This is a genomic window from Hasllibacter sp. MH4015 (genome assembly GCF_020177575.1).
In the GTDB taxonomy this organism is placed as follows: Bacteria; Pseudomonadota; Alphaproteobacteria; order Rhodobacterales; family Rhodobacteraceae; genus Gymnodinialimonas.
The window spans coordinates 3,114,085-3,131,022 of record NZ_JAHTBK010000001.1 but is presented as its reverse complement, the minus strand read 5'-3'; the positions used below and the strand labels follow the sequence as shown (position 1 = coordinate 3,131,022).

Annotated in this window: 22 protein-coding genes; 12 read left to right on the top strand and 10 right to left on the bottom strand. The window is 63.9% G+C overall.

Features of this window, described 5'->3' with window-relative positions; translation table 11 throughout:
- The first annotated feature begins 94 nt into the window (after nt 1-94).
- The 3 genes from flaF to KUW62_RS16015 are packed head-to-tail and all read left to right on the top strand — an operon-like array spanning nt 95 to nt 1,661.
- Nucleotides 95-466, top strand: coding sequence for a flagellar biosynthesis regulator FlaF (gene flaF, locus KUW62_RS16025; protein WP_255599246.1), 372 nt, complete (start codon nt 95-97; stop codon nt 464-466).
- On the top strand, nt 463-867 hold the full coding sequence (flbT, locus tag KUW62_RS16020; protein WP_224816466.1) for a flagellar biosynthesis repressor FlbT: 405 nt from the start codon (nt 463-465) through the stop codon (nt 865-867). The genes flaF and flbT overlap by 4 nt, the downstream gene beginning before the upstream one ends.
- Nucleotides 864-1,661 carry a DUF1217 domain-containing protein gene (locus tag KUW62_RS16015; protein WP_224816465.1) on the top strand — a complete coding sequence of 266 codons (798 nt, stop codon included), beginning with the start codon at nt 864-866 and terminating at the stop codon, nt 1,659-1,661. The genes flbT and KUW62_RS16015 overlap by 4 nt, the downstream gene beginning before the upstream one ends.
- 18 nt (nt 1,662-1,679) lie before the next feature.
- On the opposite strand, the gene KUW62_RS16010 is transcribed toward KUW62_RS16015, so the two are convergent.
- Nucleotides 1,680-3,023 carry a FliI/YscN family ATPase gene (locus tag KUW62_RS16010; protein WP_224816464.1) on the bottom strand — a complete coding sequence of 448 codons (1,344 nt, stop codon included), beginning with the start codon at nt 3,021-3,023 and terminating at the stop codon, nt 1,680-1,682.
- A gap of 100 nt (nt 3,024-3,123) precedes the next feature.
- On the opposite strand from KUW62_RS16010, the gene KUW62_RS16005 reads away from it, so the two are divergent.
- The 9 genes from KUW62_RS16005 to KUW62_RS15965 are packed head-to-tail and all read left to right on the top strand — an operon-like array spanning nt 3,124 to nt 7,707.
- Nucleotides 3,124-3,477, top strand: a complete 354-nt coding sequence (locus KUW62_RS16005; RefSeq protein WP_224816463.1) for a FlgB family protein — start codon at nt 3,124-3,126, stop codon at nt 3,475-3,477.
- 9 nt (nt 3,478-3,486) lie between these two features.
- The gene (gene flgC, locus KUW62_RS16000) at nt 3,487-3,879 is read left to right on the top strand and encodes a flagellar basal body rod protein FlgC (RefSeq protein WP_224816462.1); all 393 of its coding nucleotides are present in this window, start codon (nt 3,487-3,489) and stop codon (nt 3,877-3,879) included.
- 37 nt (nt 3,880-3,916) lie between these two features.
- Complete coding sequence (gene fliE / locus KUW62_RS15995; protein ID WP_224816461.1) at nt 3,917-4,201, top strand: flagellar hook-basal body complex protein FliE; 285 nt, start codon at nt 3,917-3,919, stop codon at nt 4,199-4,201.
- Between the two features lie 4 nt (nt 4,202-4,205).
- A complete protein-coding gene (locus KUW62_RS15990) occupies nt 4,206-4,472 on the top strand; it encodes a flagellar biosynthetic protein FliQ (RefSeq protein WP_255599243.1) in 267 nt (88 codons plus the stop codon).
- Between the two features lie 3 nt (nt 4,473-4,475).
- Entirely contained in the window at nt 4,476-5,198 is a 723-nt protein-coding gene (locus tag KUW62_RS15985; protein ID WP_224816459.1) for a flagellar hook-basal body complex protein, read from the top strand.
- A gap of 18 nt (nt 5,199-5,216) precedes the next feature.
- Entirely contained in the window at nt 5,217-6,002 is a 786-nt protein-coding gene (flgG, locus tag KUW62_RS15980) for a flagellar basal-body rod protein FlgG (protein ID WP_224816458.1), read from the top strand.
- Nucleotides 6,003-6,016: 14 nt separating this feature from the next.
- A complete protein-coding gene (gene flgA / locus KUW62_RS15975) occupies nt 6,017-6,424 on the top strand; it encodes a flagellar basal body P-ring formation chaperone FlgA (protein ID WP_255599240.1) in 408 nt (135 codons plus the stop codon).
- A complete protein-coding gene (flgH, locus tag KUW62_RS15970) occupies nt 6,421-7,155 on the top strand; it encodes a flagellar basal body L-ring protein FlgH (protein WP_224816456.1) in 735 nt (244 codons plus the stop codon). Before flgA ends, flgH begins: the two co-directional genes overlap by 4 nt.
- 27 nt (nt 7,156-7,182) lie before the next feature.
- Nucleotides 7,183-7,707, top strand: a complete 525-nt coding sequence (locus KUW62_RS15965) for a flagellar basal body-associated FliL family protein (protein WP_224816455.1) — start codon at nt 7,183-7,185, stop codon at nt 7,705-7,707.
- Between the two features lie 21 nt (nt 7,708-7,728).
- Here the strand turns inward: KUW62_RS15965 and KUW62_RS15960 are convergent, their stop codons facing one another.
- The 9 genes from KUW62_RS15960 to fliL form a co-directional block, all read right to left on the bottom strand.
- On the bottom strand, nt 7,729-8,097 hold the full coding sequence (locus KUW62_RS15960) for a hypothetical protein (protein WP_224816454.1): 369 nt from the start codon (nt 8,095-8,097) through the stop codon (nt 7,729-7,731).
- A complete protein-coding gene (gene flhB, locus KUW62_RS15955; protein ID WP_224816453.1) occupies nt 8,094-9,188 on the bottom strand; it encodes a flagellar type III secretion system protein FlhB in 1,095 nt (364 codons plus the stop codon). Before flhB ends, KUW62_RS15960 begins: the two co-directional genes overlap by 4 nt.
- The gene (locus KUW62_RS15950) at nt 9,185-9,955 is read right to left on the bottom strand and encodes a flagellar biosynthetic protein FliR (RefSeq protein ID WP_224816452.1); all 771 of its coding nucleotides are present in this window, start codon (nt 9,953-9,955) and stop codon (nt 9,185-9,187) included. Before KUW62_RS15950 ends, flhB begins: the two co-directional genes overlap by 4 nt.
- On the bottom strand, nt 9,952-12,030 hold the full coding sequence (flhA, locus tag KUW62_RS15945; protein ID WP_224816451.1) for a flagellar biosynthesis protein FlhA: 2,079 nt from the start codon (nt 12,028-12,030) through the stop codon (nt 9,952-9,954). The genes KUW62_RS15950 and flhA overlap by 4 nt, the downstream gene beginning before the upstream one ends.
- 85 nt (nt 12,031-12,115) lie before the next feature.
- The gene (locus KUW62_RS15940) at nt 12,116-14,131 is read right to left on the bottom strand and encodes a hypothetical protein (RefSeq protein ID WP_224816450.1); all 2,016 of its coding nucleotides are present in this window, start codon (nt 14,129-14,131) and stop codon (nt 12,116-12,118) included.
- Nucleotides 14,132-14,238: 107 nt separating this feature from the next.
- Complete coding sequence (motA, locus tag KUW62_RS15935) at nt 14,239-15,102, bottom strand: flagellar motor stator protein MotA (RefSeq protein ID WP_224816449.1); 864 nt, start codon at nt 15,100-15,102, stop codon at nt 14,239-14,241.
- Nucleotides 15,103-15,144: 42 nt separating this feature from the next.
- On the bottom strand, nt 15,145-15,717 hold the full coding sequence (locus tag KUW62_RS15930; RefSeq protein WP_224816448.1) for a MotE family protein: 573 nt from the start codon (nt 15,715-15,717) through the stop codon (nt 15,145-15,147).
- Nucleotides 15,718-15,762: 45 nt separating this feature from the next.
- Nucleotides 15,763-16,323, bottom strand: coding sequence for a DUF6468 domain-containing protein (locus KUW62_RS15925; RefSeq protein WP_224816447.1), 561 nt, complete (start codon nt 16,321-16,323; stop codon nt 15,763-15,765).
- Nucleotides 16,324-16,839, bottom strand: coding sequence for a flagellar basal body-associated protein FliL (fliL, locus tag KUW62_RS15920; RefSeq protein WP_224816446.1), 516 nt, complete (start codon nt 16,837-16,839; stop codon nt 16,324-16,326).
- Between the last annotated feature and the right edge of the window lie 99 nt (nt 16,840-16,938).

The window sequence follows — 16,938 nt, the reverse complement described above, 5'->3', positions numbered from 1 at the left end:
CCGACTGTCTTGGCCGCTCGGCAATACGACCCCCATCGCCGCAGACCGCCCCTGATCGCCGACCGACACAGCCCGCCCAAGGAGCACATCCGTGATGTCCACCTCCCTCGCCCAGACCGCCTATACCTCTTCTGCCACGCCCGTCCGCACCGCGCGGGGCACGGAATACGCAGCATTTCAATCCATCACCGCACGCCTGAACGCATCGCGCCGAAAGGGCGCCCCGATGTCGGACCGCGCATCTGCCCTGCACGACAATCGCAAGCTTTGGACAATCCTCGCCTCGGACCTTGCGGATCCCGATAATCGCCTGCCCCAGAGCCTTCGTGCGCAGCTCTTCTACCTTGCCGAGTTTTCGCTTCTGCAATCGCGCAAGGCCTTGGACGAAAGCGCGGCCCTCGATGCGCTGATCGACATCAACACGGCCGTCATGCGGGGGTTGAGCGGACAGGAGGTTTCGGAATGAGCGGCCTTGTCCTGAAGCTTGGTCCAAAGGAACGGGTCCTCGTGAACGGCGCCGTGATCGAGAACGGCGACCGGCGCACGCGTTTGTCGATCGTGACGCCCGGAGCCAACATCCTGCGCCTGCGAGACGCGATCCACCCGGAGGAGGTGAACACACCCGTCCGCCGCGTCTGTTATGTCGCGCAGCTGGTCCTGTCTGGTGATGCGGATTTCGATGACGCCAAGGCGCAATTGTTGCGCGGCGTCGAGCAATTGAGCCAGGTCTTCACCGATCCCGACAGCCGCGCGTTGCTGGCGCGCGCGACGGAAACTCTCGTCGACGGGCAGGTTTACCAGACCCTCAAGGCATTGCGTGGCCTTCTCCCGCGGGAGGAGCGGCTGCTGGCCGCAAGTCAGGCGTGACCTTCCAACCCGTTCTTCCGCTTGGCGGGTTTGCCGGTTGGTCGTTTCTGAAATCCAGCCTCGACCAGCAACAGGCACAATTCGCCGATGCGCCGGCCCAGGCGAGGGATCGTGCCTACTTCCGAGAGAAGATCGGGTCCATCACATCGCCGGCTGATCTGGTTGCGGACTTTCGCATGATGCGCGTGGCGCTCGGAGCCTATGGTTTGGACGGCGATATCGGCAACCGCGCCTTTATCGAAAAGGTGCTGTCGGACGGTGTCGACAATGACGATGCCCTATCCAACCGGCTGGCCGACAAACGCTACCGCGCCTTTGCTGAGGCCTTCGGGTTCGGCGGCACGCTCCCGCCCCGCACCCAATCCCCCGGCTTCGCCGACCGTATCCTGGCACGCTTCGATCGCCAATCCTTCGAGGTTGCGGTGGGTGCGCAGGATGAGGATATGCGCCTTGCCCTGACGGCGTCCCGTGAAGTGCCGGAAATCGCCGCGCTAACCTCTTCGAACAACACCCAATGGTTGAGCGTGTTGGGCAATCCGCCCCTGCGCAAGGTTTTCGAGACCGCCTTCGCCTTGCCCACATCCATCGGGACGCTCGACCTTGACCAACAGCTCGACGAATTCCGCAAAGCGTCGGAGCGTGTTTTGGGAACGTCTGACTTCAAGGATTTGCGGGACCCGGAGAAGGTGGATGACCTGGTCCGCGCCTTCACGTTGCAGGCGCAGATCGCTGCCGGCCCGTCCCCCCTGACCCCCGGCGCATCGGCGGTGATCTTGTTGCAGAACCTCGCCTAAGCGGTACGGTCGCCGGGCTCAGGTCGTCCCGTGGCCAGGCGTGCTGGCGGGACCAAGGACGCGGGCCAGCGCCTCGAAACTCGCGGCCTCATCGACACCGGCGGGGGCGCCGATGAATTCGTCCAAAGCGTCCCAGACCTTGACCGCGCCGTCGATCAGCGGATCGGTACCGGGTGAGTAGAGGCCGGCCTGGATCATCATCTCCGCCCGGTCATAGGCACCCATCAGCTTGCGGGCCTGCCCGATCAACGCATTCTCTTCCGCACCCGCGGCAGCGGGCAGTGACCGGCTGACGGAGCGGAGCAGATCAATCGCCGGATAGCGCCCCCGTTCCGCGATATCGCGCGACAACACGACATGGCCATCAAGGACCCCCCGCATGACATCGGCGACGGGGCCGTCCATGTCCGACCCCGCGACAAGCACGGACAGGATTGCGGTGATGTCGCCTTGTCCCGCCGCACCTGGCCCCGCCCGCTCAGCGAGGCCCATGACCGCTTGGGCCATCGACGCGGGAAAGCCATCGGGGCCAAAGGGTTCCCCCGCGCTGGCCGCGACGTCGCGATGGGCCTCGGCAAAGCGGGTAATGGAATCGGCGAGAACGAGAACCTGCTTTCCCTGATCCCGGAAATACTCCGCAATCGCCATCATCGTGTAGGCCGCCCGCGCCCGGGTGAGGGCGGGCCGGTCGGACGTGGCGGCGACAACGATCGCACGATCCAATCCGTCCGCCCCAAGGGTATCGGAGACGAAGTCGCGCACTTCCCGCCCGCGTTCGCCGATCAGGCCAATCACGACCACATCGGCGCGCATCCCCTCTGCCAGGGCCGCGATGAGGCGCGATTTCCCGACACCGGAGCCCGCGAAAAGCCCGATCCGCTGCCCGCGCACGATGGGAAGCAGCGTGTCGAACACCGCGAACCCGGTCCGCAAACGCCGCCCCAGTCCGCGCCGTGCAGCGGGCGAAGGCGGGGCAGTGATGAGGGGATACGGGCGGGCGCCGGGAACAAGCGCGCGACCATCGAGGGGTTGGCCATCGGGATCAATCACACGACCAAGCCAGCTGTCGTCGGGGGAAATGACGGGCGGGCCGATATGGGTCACGTCCGTGCCAAGCCGCAGGCCATCTGCGTATCCTTCCGGCATGACGCGGGCCCCGTCAGGGCCGATGGACAATACCTCCCCGACCAAGGCAGGGCCGAGGCGGACGCGGTCGCCCAGGGCGACCTCCCCCTCCAAGCCCGACACCGTCACCACGTTGCGCCCGAGGCGTTCGACGCGTCCCACGGCGCGAGCCGTTCGGATAGTGCGCAATTGCGCGCGCAGGTGGTCGAAGGCAGTCAGGGTGGCGGCATTCGTCATGGCGGCTTCTCCGGCAAACGGCGCATTTGAAGCGCCTCGATTACCGAATCTAAAGGAATCACTCTTAAGCATTCGTGTAGCCGAGATGGGAGAACCCCAAATGCTAGACAGGCTTGAGATTTTTCAACTTGCGGGCGCACAGGCGCGCCACGCCGCGTCCCGTCAGGCCGTGGTAGCCCAGAATATCGCAAATGCCGATACGCCGGGTTATCGCGCTCGGGACGTCACCGATTTCGCGGAGACATGGCGCAGGATGAACGCGGAGAACAGGATGGCCGATGGCCCGCTGCCGATGCGCGTGGTAGATGCGGGAACGCCCGCGTCCCCGAACGGAAATACCGTGTCGCTGGAACTGGAAATGCTGCGCGGAATTGAGGCGCAGCGCGCCCATTCCAGAGCGCTTCGTATCTATGGCTCCGCCATGTCGATCCTGCGCACAAGCCTTGGGCGATAGGGGGATGCCATGACCGAGTTTTCCAATGCCCTGTCCGTCGCGGCCTCCGGAATGCGCGCCCAGGCGCAGCGCCTGACCCATGTGTCGGAGAATATCGCCAATGCCGATACACCCGGATACCAGCGCAAGATCACCAGCTTCGAGGTCGAACGCGGCATGGGAACGACCGAGGGCACAGTGCGCCCCGGCCCGGTGCGGCTGGACCAGACCGTCCTTCCACAGATATTCGATCCCGCCCACCCCATGGCGGACGATACCGGGCACTACGAAGGGTCGAACGTCGATCTGGTCGTTGAACTGGCCGATGCCCGCGAAGCCCAGCGATCCTATGAGGCGAATTTGAGGGTCTTTGACCAGATCCGGCAGATGTCGACCTCTCTTAACGATCTATTGCGCCGGTAGCGCACCGATTTTCATTCACGTCTGAGGAGAACCCCGGATGGATATTCGTCAAACCATGGCCGCACAGGCCTACGGTCAAACGCGGCTGACCCCGCAACCGACGGCCCCCCAGGATGGCGGCGCGTTCGTACAGGCCGTCACGTCATTTGCCGATACCGTGGCGCAGGGAGAGGCGCAGGCGACCGCGGCCATGACCACCGGGGCCGATCCCCATTCGCTTGTAACGGCCCTCGCGCAGACGGAGCTTGCGGTGGAAACGGCCGTGACGATCCGCGACCGGGTCGTGGAAGCTTACCAGGAAATCCTGCGGATGCCGGTGTAGAGTGATGGAGGAAATGGTCTTCTATGACACGCTCCGCCAAGGGCTTTGGGTTTCCGTCGTGATCTCCACTCCCATCCTGGCCGCTGCCCTCGTGGTTGGCGTGCTGGTCGGCCTGGTTCAGGCGCTGACGAGCGTGCAGGAAATGACGCTGACCTTCGTGCCGAAACTCGCAGCCATCGTCGTCGTTTTCTGGGCGTCGATGGGGTTCATGACGCAGGCGCTCACCTCCTATTTCTCGGACACGCTTGTCCCGATGATCGCGGGGATGTGAGCGATGGATAATCCCGGCTACACGTCGCTCACTCGCTTGTCCGGCCTGGTGCGGGAGATGTCGGTCGTTGCCAACAACATCGCCAATATCTCCACCACCGGGTTCCGCACCGAAGGGATCATCTTCGCCGAACACGTCGCCCATACCGGGCGGGACGACCCTTCATTAAGCATGGGGACGGCCACAGGACGAAGCATTTCCGCGCAGCAAGGCGCCCTGCAACGCACGGGCGGTGAGTTCGACTTCGCAATCGAAGGTGAAGGATTTTTCCTGATCGACACGGTCGCGGGGGAGGCGCTGACCCGCGCGGGCGCGTTCATCCGCAACGATGTTGGGGAACTTGTGACGCCTGACGGCAGTCGCCTTCTCGATCAAGGCGGCGCGCCCGTCTTCGTACCGCCCAATGGCGGCGACCTGGCCCTTGCGCCCGATGGAACGCTGTCGGTCGGTGGCCAGCCCCTGACGGTTGTGGGTCTTTACCTGCCCAGTGACCCGCTAGAATTGTCGCGCCAATTCGGGACCGCTTTCGTTGCCGAAAGCGGCTATGTCCCCGCCGATAACGCGCGGGTGATGCAAGGGTTTCTGGAGCAGTCCAACGTCAATGCAGTCGCCCAGATCTCTCGCATGATCGAGGTGCAGCGGGCTTATGAACTTGGCCAGAGTTTCATGGATGCCGAAGACAACCGCATCCGCGACTTCCTGCGCACCGCGGGTCAGCGCAGTTAATCCAGAAAGGATTCCCGAATGAGAGCCTTGGATATCGCCGCCACCGGCATGAGCGCGCAGCAGATGCGCGTCGACGTGATTTCGAACAACATCGCGAACATGTCCACCACCGGCTACAGCCCGCGCCGCGCGGATTTTGCCGACTTGCATTACCAGCAGATGACGCGGGCCGGTGCGATCAATGCCGCCGACGGGACGATTGTTCCCGCCGGTGTGCAAGTGGGCCTTGGCGTTCGCCCCTCCGCCGTGACCGTGACGTGGGAGCAGGGCACGATCGCCCAGACCGGTGGAGATCTGGATGTCGCCATCGAAGGGCGCGGCTATCTGGAGGTGACGCTGCCTTCGGGGGAATCGGCCTATACCCGCGACGGCGCGTTGCAGCGTACCGGCGACGGTTTGATCGTGACGGCCGATGGGTTCGAGGTGAACCCCGGGATCACCATTCCGGCCGATGCCCGCGACATCTCCATCAACGCGCAAGGCGAGGTCTATGCCTTCTTCGCCGGAGAGGTGGAGCCGCAATTGCTCGGGCAATTCAACCTGACAGGCTTTTCCAACGACAACGGGCTGGAAGCGATCGGATCGAACCTGTTTCTTGAGACCGCGGCCTCCGGTCCGCCTTTGGCGGCACAACCCGGGCAGGACGGTCTGGGGACGTTGCGGCAGGGCTATGTCGAACAATCCTCCGTCGATGCGGTGCGAGAGATCACTGACCTGATCGAGGCACAACGCGGATACGAGTTGAACGCCAAGGTTCTGACCGCTGCCGACCAGATGCTCGGCGCAACGACGCAGGTGCGCTGATGCGGGTCGTCTTGATGCTGACATTCTTGGCCACGCCCGTGGCTGCGCAGGAAACCGTGATCGCCGCCGGAACCATTCGGGGCGCCACGCTGATCGGCCCCGCCGATGTGGCGACGGTCGAAGGTGCAACGCCCGGCGCGCTGTCTGACATGGGCGATGCGATCGGGATGGAAGCCCGGATCAACCTTTACCCTGGCCGCCCCATCCGCCCGGGCGATCTGCGCCCGCCCGCCATCGTGGAGCGTAACGAGATCGTGTCGCTGCGCTACAACCATGGGGGCCTTCTGATCCTCACCGAGGGGCGCGCGCTGGATCGTGCGGCCTCGGGCGAAATGCTCCGCGTGATCAATCTCAATTCGCGCCAAACCGTTACCGCCACGGCCACCGGTCCTGGCCTTGTCACCGTTGGACCCACCCCATGAAACATCTATCCCTGATCCTTTTCGCCGCCGCGATCCTGTCCGTGTCGGCCTGTGCCCGACTGTCCCAGGTGGGCCAGACCCCCGACCTGACCTCGCCCGCCAATGGTAACGAAGTCTTCGCCATGAACGTGGTGCCGCTTCCCGATTCGCGCGACATCCCCGACCGGGCGGAGGGCGCCTCGCTCTGGACCGCGGGACGTGCATCGCTGTTGGGGGACCGGCGGGCGAGCTTGCGGGGCGATATCCTGACCGTGGTGATCGAGATCGACGACAGCGCGGAATTCCAGAACTCCTCCGAACGGGAACGCAGCGGGTCGGAGGAAATGGGTATCCCCAACCTCTTCGGCCTGCCACAGCGGGCGGACGGGCTACTGACCCGCGGTGGTTCGCTGGGGGAGGCGGTGGAGTTCGACAGTTCCAGCCGGTCGGCGGGCGAGGGTTCTGTCCGTCGCAACGAGGAGCTGACCTTGCGCGTCGCTGCCACGATCACGGAGGTTCTGCAAAACGGCGTCCTGCGCATCGAAGGCAGCCAGGAAGTGCGCGTCAACAACGAGGTCCGAGAGCTGCTGGTGACGGGGTACGTCCGGCCCGAGGATATCTCGCGCCAGAACTCCGTCGAATATGACCGGATCGCGGCGGCGCGGATTTCATATGGCGGGCGCGGCCTGATTACTGACGTCCAGCGGCCCAGATACGGGCAGGAGGTGGCCGATGCGATCCTGCCTTTCTGATCGGCTGAACGGCTTAGGAATATTGGTATGATGCGGATGCTCTTGCCCGTGCTCCTCTTGCTGCTCGGGGCCGGTGGCGGCATCGGTGCGGGGATGATGCTGGCCGGCGGCGATGTGCCTTCCGACGATGTCGAGGAGGTGGCGGGAACTTCATCGGACGAGGGTGGCGAGGACGATGTCGCCGAAGATGACGGCGAACCGTCCCCGGTTGAGCAGACCGGCGAGGGCACGGAATATGTGCGCCTGAACAATCAATTCGTCGTGCCCATCGTGCGCAACGGATCGGTTCGTGCGCTCGTCGTGATGGGACTGACGGTGGAGGTCAATACGGGCCAGAACAGCTCCGTCTTCAATCGAGAGCCGCGCCTTCGCGACAGCTTCCTGCGCGTCCTGTTCGCCCATGCAAATGCAGGGGGCTTCGACGGCATGTTCACCGAGGCCGCGGCCATGGCCCCCCTGCGTGAGGGTCTGCGGGAGGCAGCGATCGGCGTATTGGGCGATGCGGTCGTGCATGACGTCTTGATCACGGATCTGACGCGGCAGGACGCCTGATCGCGAAGTTTTAGCTGCCGTTCAACGCTTTGCGCGCCCCGACTTTCTTATAACGAGGGCGCGCTTCTCGATCAGCTTCTCCAGGACGCGGTTCCGTCCGACGGCTTTGGCCGCCGCCTGCCGGGCCTGTTCCAGCGCCACGCGCGCGCGCGCAAGCTCTTCCAATGCGCGCGCCTGTTGCTGACGCAACCTTTCGGCCTGGGCCAGCATGGACCCGGCGAGCGTCGGGTCGCTGGCCGACCGCATCAGCGCTGCGCGATGGTGCGCCAACGCTTCCACCCGCTGCTCGATCGCATGCATGTCCACGGCTGCCTTTTCCACGGGGGCAAGGGCGCGGTCGGCCAGAATGCCGGACACCTGGTGCAGGCGGTCAAGGCGCGTCTCGCTCACGGCTTGCGCACCTTGCGGGCCTTGCTGCGCATCAGATCCGCGAACCGGATGGCGGCCGCGACGGCGCGGTATTGATCGGGCAGGATTGGATGACCAAGCTCCACCGAGGCGTGAAGGGCGCGGGCCGTTGGCGGATCGGAGAAGACGGGAACGCCCGCCTCAGCCGCCGCTTCACGGATGCGCCGGGCGACCTCATCCACGCCTTTGGCCACGCAGGTCGGCACGCCGCCGTCGGCGCGGTCCCATTTCAATGCAACGGCGTAATGCGTGGGGTTGACGATAATGACGTCTGCCTTGGGTATATCGGCGATCATTTGGTTCATCGCAATCGCTTGGCCCCGTTGCCGACGCTGCTGTTTCATGTGGGGATCGCCTTCGGAGCTTTTGGCTTCATCCATCAGCTCCTGCCTTGTCATGCGATTGCGTTGGCGCAGTTGGCCCCATTCCCAGAGCCAATCCGCGCCCCCGATCAGGGCGGTCATCCCGGTGACGACCAGAAGAAAATCAAGCGACAGGCGCCCGAGAAGCTCGAGAACCTGCCCGGGGCTGGCATAGATCGACGCGAGAATCTCTTCCGCCCGGGCCCAGAGGTAGAGGGCGAGAAAAATCGAGACCAGGGCGAGTTTCACGGCGGATTTTGCGAACTGAAACATGCCTTGCGCGCCGAATTTCTGCTTGGCGTTGCCGATGGGCGAGATGCGGTTGAGCTTGGGGGCGAGTTTGGATGGCGTGAACAGGAGGCCACGTTGCGCGATGAGCGCTGCCACCAGGAGGATCGCCGGGACGAAGCCCACGACCGCCGCCGACAGCATGGACGGCGACAAGAGCCCAACCGCAGGTCCGGAGCCGCCCGGGCCAAGAAGCAACGGGGCCAACACCTCCGCCTGCCCTAGGCTGGCCTGGGTCAAAGCGCCAAGGGATTGCACGACCCAAGGGGCAAGAAGCGCGCCAGACAGGAGAAAACCGGCATAGACGACCGCCGTGTTGAGATCGGCGGACCGCACGATCTCTCCCTTTTTGCGCGCCTCCTCCAGTTTGCGGTCGGTTGGGTCGTGTGGCTTATCGGATGGGCTTTGGTCTTCGTCGCTCATCGTGGCCCCATCGGCGCGGACAGCACCCCTTCAAACGCGGTCAGCCAGATCGGCAGGATGAACGGTGTCGTCAGCAAGAGAAGGACAAGACCGCCCCAAGTTATCGCGGGCGCGCCCACGAAGGCGACCATCAGTTGCGGCATCGCCTTGTTGATGACGCCAAGCGCAACATTGTAGAGCAGCGACGCCACAAGAAACGGAGCCGCCAGTGACAGGGCTAGGGAGAAGCTGTGGCGTACCTGATCGACGCCCCAACCACCCAAATCGCGCGGGCCGGGCAGATCGCCGAACGGCAGGATCGCGTAGGAGCGCAGGAACGTTTCGACCAGATGGATATGCAGGCCTGACAGAACCGCAAGGGTCAGGCCACCCAACATGAGGATCGCACCCATGGCCGGTTGCGGGTCGGGTGACGCGCCGCCCATGATCTGACTGAGCGACGTGGATTGCGCCGCAATCGTGCCCGCAATCTGCAAGGCGTGGACCATCAAACGAAGGGCAAGGCCGAGGATCAGGCCCGACAGCGCCTCCGAGAAGAAGGCCGTAATCGGGGGGAGCGTGCCCTGGGCCGCAATCTCTCCGTGGAGGGCGGGGGTGAGGAAGATGGTGAAAGCAAAGGCCGCCCCAAGACGCACGCGCGCCGGGATCATCTGTTCGCCCAGCCCCGGCAGGACGATGAAGCAAGCACCGATGCGCAGGAATACGGCGATCGCCGTCGCCAGCCAGATTTGCGTGACCTCCAGCATCTCTGCCGCAAGCGCGATCATGGCGCGGCGAGCCCGACAAGGGCAGGTTTCGCCTCCAATCCGATCTCCTCGAATGACACGACCGGATTCGGGATACCGCGCGCTGACAGGACCGTGCGCAGAAACCGTCGCCGCAGCGCCGAGGTCACGACTGCGGGATACGTGCCCTTTTCACTGGCGGTGTTGACCTTGTCGCCCACGGATTTGGCCAGCGCGTTGAACTCATCGGGGGGCAGCGCAATTTCGGGCAAGCCGCCGTCGCCACCGATCTGGTAACGCATGAAAACGTCTTCCCATTCCGATGCCAGCTGGATCAGAGGCAGCGAGCCATCCGCGCGCTTCATCTCGGATATCAACTGAAAGCCGAGCCGCTGGCGCACATGTTCGCAGATCATCTCGGGCTGAGCTGCGTTGCCGCGCGCCTCCGCAATGGCTTCGAGGATCAGGGGCAGGTTCCGGATCGAGACCTGTTCGGCAAGAAGCAGGCGCAGGACGGAATGCAGAAGGTCAAGCGGCACCTTGTCCGGCACAAGCTCATCAAGCAGGCGACGGTTCTCTTCCGACCGCGTTCCGTCAGAAAGGGTCACGAACGCATCGAGCTGCCGTTGCAGGGTCTTGAAGGTCAGCAGGCGCGAGAGGTTGCGCTTTAGAACCTCTAACAGATGCGTCGCCAGAACCTCGGACGGAGTGACAACCGTCATACCTGCCAGTGCCGCACGCTCCCGATCGCGCGGGTCGATCCATCGGGCGGGCGCATTGTAGACAGGCTCCGCCGTTTCTTCGCCGTCGGGCAAGTCAATTGCGCCATCCTGCGTCAACATCAGGACGCGGGCGGGCTGTAGCGACGCGGTGGCGTGTTCGACGCCGAGCAGCCGAATGGAATAGGAACCGGGCGGCAGGTCGCCCCGGTCGGTCAGGCGCATTTCCGGCAGGATTACCCCGAAGGCGCGGGCAATGTGTTCCCGCATGCTCTTGATTCGGGCATCCAGCCCCGTCGCCGGATCAAGGGCGAGGCTAACGAGGTCGGGCGCAAACTCCACATGAATGTCGTCCACATCCAGAAGGTCGCCCACCGTCTCTCGCGGCGCATCCTTATCGGGTGTTTCGGCGGCGATCTTGAGACTTGCCTCATTGGATAGCGTGTTGGACCGCCACCACGCCGCGGCGCACAATGCGATAGCGCCAAGGAGGAACGGCGCGAGCGGCAGGCCGGGGACAAGACCGAAGATTCCCATCAGGATACCTACGGTGGCAAGGGCCGAAGGATGGCGGCCGAGCTGAGACAGAAGCGCCGTGTCGGTCGCACCGGTCGCCCCGCCGCGTGCCAGCAACAAGGCGGATGCGATGGCGATGATGACCGCTGGGATCTGGCTGACCAGACCATCGCCCACAGTGAGGATCGTGTAGGTCTCGAACGCCTGCGCAAGCGGCATGCCATGGAGCGTGGTGCCGATGATCAGACCGACCACGAGGTTGAGCAGCGTGATGAGAAGCCCGGCAATTGCGTCGCCCTTCACGAATTTCGACGCCCCGTCCAGGGAGCCGAAGAAGGTCGTCTCCGCCTGCTCCCGTTCGCGCCGCTCCTTGGCTTCGGTATGGTCGATGGCGCCCGCGGCCATATCGCTGTCGATAGCGAGTTGCTTGCCCGGCATCCCGTCGAGCGCGAAGCGGGCCCCGACCTCTGCCATGCGCGCGGCGCCCTTGTTGATTACGATGAAATTTACGATCAAAAGAACGCAAAAGATGACAAGACCCATCACGACTGATCCGCCGATGACGAACATCGCAAAGCCTTCGATGACGCCCCCCGCCGCATCCGTTCCGGTATGCCCCTGTCCGATGATCAGTTTCGTGGACGAGACATTCAGCGACAGCCGCAGCATGAGGGACGCCAGAAGGACCGTCGGAAATGCCGAGAAATCCAACGGCCGCTCGATGAACAGCGTCACCGTGAAGATCAGGATCGCCAACCCGAAAGACGCCGCCAGCCCGAGGTCGAGGATGAAGGACGGCACGGGTAGGATCATCATGACGATGACGGCCATCAGGGCCAGGGCGAACAGGATCGTCGGCTGGAACAGGGCTTTGGCGGACATGATCAGGCCTGTTTGGAAGGGCACGTGGTGCGGCTCGTCGAACGGCCCGCGGCTTGGTGCATGGAATGGCTATAGGGCTTTCCGGTCATGGCAGCGTCGGCTGCGCGAGGAGTTCGGTGATCGTTCCGCGCAAGTCGCGGCTATCTGTGACCGATCTGGCGAGGTCGGCGAGATTGAGCGTCGTTTGAGTTACGTCTTCCCCGCGGCCAAGGGCTGACATTCGGGCGGCGATGTCGCCGTGGGGGCCATCGGCGGACGTGGCCAGTCGCTCCCAATCCCCATCCTGCCACGCATCAAGCGCCTCGTCCGGGGCCTCGGGCATCTCGTCGTCCAGGTTTGGCAGGATCAGCGGGCGGCGCACGTCCCGCAGGATGTTGGCGGCCTCGAAAAGACCCTCCGCCCGGAGAGCCGAAATGGCGCGCACCTGCGCCCGACCGGCGGCCGAGCCCTCCGGTCGCCAATCGCGTCCATAGGTATAGGCCAGTATCAGGAGGGAGGCCGTATCGTTCACCGCAGCACGTTCTTCTATCAGAAGGGTCAGCGCATCCGCCCGCGCATCGTCCGACCGCGCGGGGTCGGACAGCATGCCAAGCGCGGTGTCGATCCGCCCCAGCGCCGCGTGGGCCAGCAGGACCTCACGCCAAAGGATTGCGGTATCCGGGCCCTCCCCGTTTTCGCGCAACAGGGCTTCCGCTGCCGTGACGCGAGCCGGATCAGGCAGAGTACCAGCACTACGCTCGAAGCCGAGGGCCTCCGCCATAACAGTGACGGAATTCGCGCCGTCGCTGGCCAACGCGCCGTCGATTGCGGCGCGTGTCTGGTGTGGACCTTCGGTGCCCGAGATGCCGAGACTGAGGTCCAGCACCGTCAATTGGTTCGGATCTATGCGCCCGCCACGGTGGAGGACATCGCGGATATTGAGCGCCGCCGCGCCATGGCCATCGTCGCGAAGGCGTGCCGCCAGCATCGGCCCCAAATGGTCGCGCAGACCGGGGGGCAAGTCCGCAAAGGCCCGCTGCAGGGCGGACAGATCGTCCGGCTCAAGATCCGCCGTGACGGCATCACCAATGTAACGCCACAAGAGCTCCCCCGGGGAGCAACCCGACGGCATCTCGACCGGAACGAAGCGCGCGTCCTGTCTGCCGTCAAGGATGGATGCAATTGGCAGATACGGATCGGGAGGGTTGGCCAATTCCGACAGCCAATAGGCGGCTTCCGCCCCGAACCCGTAGTAGAGATAGTGCTGTGCCATTTGCAGCGCCCCGGTTTCCGACAGGACATCGCGTTCGTCATAGAGGGCCAGGCGGAGCGCCCCGAGATCCTGATCGAAGCCAGACCCATCCGCCCAATCGCGCGCGGAGAACGGTGCTCCGGTGCACGATCCTTCCGTCCGGGTCGGGCGCGAGGGCAATTCAATCTGAATCGACCGATCAAACGCTGTCTCGGCCCGGATCGGGAGGTCGCCTGTCACAAGTGGGTCTCCCTCGGGGGGGACGGGGTTGGGGTCCACGATTTCGACATCGGTAGGACGGTCGGCTTCCACGGGGTCAGCGGCCGTGAAAGGCTGGTCAAGGGCCGCGTCAAGCAATCCGGAGGCTGCCGCGCGAGCCAGTTGTTCCGCCATGATTTCCGCCGCTTCGGCAATGCGCGGATTTGGGTCGCCTTCGCCCATGTCCGGTTCGGTCACTGCGGGTTCGGCCATGACGGGTTGTTGCGACGCTGGGATGATCGGCAGGGCCCGTGGTACCCGGAGGATCGAGGTCAAATCGGGCAGGGTGTTGATCTCCGTGGGCTCCGTCACGGCGACGTCGGGTTCCGCACCCTCGCTGGGCTCATCGGCGGGAGGCAGCGCGTTGGGGTCGGGATCGGCGATGTCGATGACCAGGTATTGTCCCTCGTGCCGGAAACTGCTGACGCCACAGGAGCAGTTCAGGTCCAGCCTAAGGTCGTCACCGGCGCGAAGATCGGCAAGCCGTGTCCGCTGGATCAGATCGAATGCACCGGACGTGTCGAAGCCGTCCACGCCGGGCACGAGGCTGAGCGTCCATTCCCGATCGCCCTCGGTCTGAAGATTCCATTCGCGTTCCGTGCCTATAGGCAAAACGAGCCGGGTGAATCCGGCATGATCGCCGGACTGTATGCGAAGTGTCTGCCCATGGCCGGGAGCGACCCAAGCGCCTAGCAACGACACTGCAATGAGTAGGGTCCTCATGCCGCCTTCAACCCTCTCAGCGCTTCTTCCAGATCATTGAAGCCGGGACGGACGTGGTGCGGGGCGTTTTGGCGGCCCACTTCGATGCAGATGTTCGTGGCGTGGTTGTGGAGGTTCGCAATCAGGACCTCCCGGATCATCAGGTAGAACTGGTGATCCTCTTCGATCACGGTCTTCATCTTGGAGGCGAAAGGACCGACGAATCCGTAGGCCAAGAATACGCCCAGAAATGTCCCGACAAGCGCACCGCCGATCAGGCCGCCGAGGATCTCGGGCGGCTGGTCGATGGAGGCCATGGTTTTGATCACACCCAGAACGGCGGCAACGATGCCAAGTGCGGGCAGGCCATCGGCCACGGTCTGCATCGCATGACTTCCGTGCATCTGGTGGTGGACGTTCTGCTCCAGACGCTTATCCAGAACCTCCTCCACCTGGTGCGGGTCGTTGTAGTTCATCGCGGCGGACCGCATCGTATCGCAGATCAGTTCAACCGCCTCGTGGTCCTTCAGGATCTTGGGATAGCGGCCGAAAATCTCCGAGCCTTCCGGGTTCTCGATATGCTCCTCGACCGCGACGGCATTCTGGCGTTGCAGGCGGATCAGTTCGAACAACAGACACAGAAGGTCGCGGTAATCCTCATCCTTCCAATCGGGTCCCTTGAAGACCTTCTTCAGTCCACTGAGCGTGGCCTTGATCGTGCCTTTGTCGTTTGAAATCAGGAATGCGCCGGTGGCCGCGCCCATGATCATCATCATCTCGAACGGCAGCGCCTTGATGATGATGCCGAACTTGCCGCCAGCCAGCTTGTAGCCGCCGAAGACCATGCCGAAAACGACCACGATTCCGATAATTCCAAGCATTGCGGGTTCTCCTGCGCTGCGCTGAGACTTGGTTGAAAAGCCTTAAGATTCGGTATCGCCCTCGGGCGGATCATCGGCGGCCGGAAGGGTTGGAGCGCCGGCATTTCGCGTCGCGATCACGACGGAGATTGCATAGGCGGTGGCGGGATCCAGCTCCGACATGATGGCGGCGCTGGCGGGGGCCGACATGCGGGTCAGAAAACCAGAGGCGAAGTTCGGGTCCATCTGCGAAAAAAGGGCCGCGGCCTCCTGCGCCTCCATCGACTCGTAGACTTGCGTCAGGCGTGCGAGGTCTTCTTCCGCCGCCCTGTCGGAGGTCTGGATCAGGGCCTGCAACCGAACCTCCGCCGCTTCCAGCTCGGCGAGTCGCGCTTCGATCAGGGCTTGCGCGGCATCCACCGCACGTTCCCGATCCGCGATCTCCGCTTCCCGTGCAAGAAGGCGGTCACGAAGGGCGCTGACCTCGTCCAATGCGGCGCGGATCGGTGAGGTTGGTCCGACGACAGACATGACGGGATCGGGGTCGGACGCCTGCGCCGGCGCGATCAAAGGTGCGTCCATGGTCCCCACGCGCAAGATGACGGACAAGGCGAAGAGGATACCCAATGTGGCCAACACGCCGCCCCTTTTCAGCGCCCTATGTCTTTTGGTCGCCATCGCTCAGCCAGCCGCCAATTTGCGGTGGCGGAAGAGCGGCTCGACCGAGGCCGTGTCCTGAGACCTCGCCGTGGCTGTCCTGCGGGAGCCAAAGACCGGAATGGCGTTTGGCGTTTCGTCATCGAGATCGGGTTCGACATCGGTGGGTGCTTCGGAGATATCCTCAGCCTCAGCCTCAGCCTCAGCCTCAGCCTCAGCCTCAGCCTCAGCATCAAGCTCGGATTGCGTCCCGGGTTCCGGCGCTTCGGACTGGACCGTTATCGCCTCTTCCGCGAAGTCGTGGCAGGCCGCGATCATCATCTCGAGTTCCGCCGAGATCTCCCGCGCCTGGTGGACCAGATCGTTCAGATGAGTGCCCGCCCCGTCCGACCCGGCCTTCGCCTCGTGGAGCGCGGATTTCATCTCATCCACCTGGCTCGACATCACGGCGATCGCGCTGCCAAGGCCCTTGTCGAAGGATGTCAGCCGCGACAATCGCCGCGACAGGATCATGCAGTAGGCCATCGCCCCGAGACTGGCGAGAATGACGAGGATGTCGGCGCCGTAGCTGAAAAGGAATGCCATTCAATTCACCAGAAATTGTGTCACGAGGAGGTCGCGGACCCGGCCCGACCCGGTCACGACCTGGATGCGGCGCAGCATCTGCGCGCGCAGCCGCGCGAGGCTGGTTGGTTCGCTTAACTCCGAAACGGAGATCACCCGCAGGTAGGAATTCAACACGTCGAGCACCCGAGGGCTGAGTGCCGTGACTTCTTCGAGATGGTCCGGCTCCACCTCAAGCGCGGCGGTGAAGATCAGGTTGCGCCCGGACCCCTCGGCCCCAAGGGTGATGACAAGCGTCTCAAGCTCCACGAAGGCGACGTCGACCGGCTCGCCTCCACCTTGATCCTCGGCGTCCTCGCCACCCTGTTCCGCGCTGTCTTCCGTGGGGGTGGTCGACGCAAGTGGCCCCTGCGTGACGGCCCAGAAGCCGCCACCACCGCCCAGAGCTGCGAGAATCACGCCGATCAGAAGCGGACCCTTCAAGCCCTTCTTCTTCTTGGCGTCTTCGGTTTCGACCTCGTCGTCCATGATGCTCATGATCTTGTTTCGTTCTCGTTCGTTTTAGACCGAAGGCACTAACCGATTGTTAATCGTGCGGTGGGTATGTGTGGCAGCAACGGGCCAGAATGGGTCGAT

What these genes read in the sequence shown, in the direction of transcription:
- flaF (WP_255599246.1), top strand. Translation starts at nt 95, where the DNA reads ATGTCCACCTCCCTCGCCCAGACCGCCTATACCTCTTCTGCCACGCCC.
- flbT (WP_224816466.1), top strand. Translation starts at nt 463, where the DNA reads ATGAGCGGCCTTGTCCTGAAGCTTGGTCCAAAGGAACGGGTCCTCGTG.
- KUW62_RS16010 (WP_224816464.1), bottom strand. Translation starts at nt 3,023, where the DNA reads ATGACGAATGCCGCCACCCTGACTGCCTTCGACCACCTGCGCGCGCAA.
- KUW62_RS16005 (WP_224816463.1), top strand. Translation starts at nt 3,124, where the DNA reads ATGCTAGACAGGCTTGAGATTTTTCAACTTGCGGGCGCACAGGCGCGC.
- flgC (WP_224816462.1), top strand. Translation starts at nt 3,487, where the DNA reads ATGACCGAGTTTTCCAATGCCCTGTCCGTCGCGGCCTCCGGAATGCGC.
- fliE (WP_224816461.1), top strand. Translation starts at nt 3,917, where the DNA reads ATGGATATTCGTCAAACCATGGCCGCACAGGCCTACGGTCAAACGCGG.
- KUW62_RS15990 (WP_255599243.1), top strand. Translation starts at nt 4,206, where the DNA reads ATGGAGGAAATGGTCTTCTATGACACGCTCCGCCAAGGGCTTTGGGTT.
- KUW62_RS15985 (WP_224816459.1), top strand. Translation starts at nt 4,476, where the DNA reads ATGGATAATCCCGGCTACACGTCGCTCACTCGCTTGTCCGGCCTGGTG.
- flgG (WP_224816458.1), top strand. Translation starts at nt 5,217, where the DNA reads ATGAGAGCCTTGGATATCGCCGCCACCGGCATGAGCGCGCAGCAGATG.
- flgA (WP_255599240.1), top strand. Translation starts at nt 6,017, where the DNA reads ATGCTGACATTCTTGGCCACGCCCGTGGCTGCGCAGGAAACCGTGATC.
- flgH (WP_224816456.1), top strand. Translation starts at nt 6,421, where the DNA reads ATGAAACATCTATCCCTGATCCTTTTCGCCGCCGCGATCCTGTCCGTG.
- KUW62_RS15965 (WP_224816455.1), top strand. Translation starts at nt 7,183, where the DNA reads ATGATGCGGATGCTCTTGCCCGTGCTCCTCTTGCTGCTCGGGGCCGGT.
- flhB (WP_224816453.1), bottom strand. Translation starts at nt 9,188, where the DNA reads ATGAGCGACGAAGACCAAAGCCCATCCGATAAGCCACACGACCCAACC.
- KUW62_RS15950 (WP_224816452.1), bottom strand. Translation starts at nt 9,955, where the DNA reads ATGATCGCGCTTGCGGCAGAGATGCTGGAGGTCACGCAAATCTGGCTG.
- flhA (WP_224816451.1), bottom strand. Translation starts at nt 12,030, where the DNA reads ATGTCCGCCAAAGCCCTGTTCCAGCCGACGATCCTGTTCGCCCTGGCC.
- motA (WP_224816449.1), bottom strand. Translation starts at nt 15,102, where the DNA reads ATGCTTGGAATTATCGGAATCGTGGTCGTTTTCGGCATGGTCTTCGGC.
- KUW62_RS15925 (WP_224816447.1), bottom strand. Translation starts at nt 16,323, where the DNA reads ATGGCATTCCTTTTCAGCTACGGCGCCGACATCCTCGTCATTCTCGCC.
- fliL (WP_224816446.1), bottom strand. Translation starts at nt 16,839, where the DNA reads ATGAGCATCATGGACGACGAGGTCGAAACCGAAGACGCCAAGAAGAAG.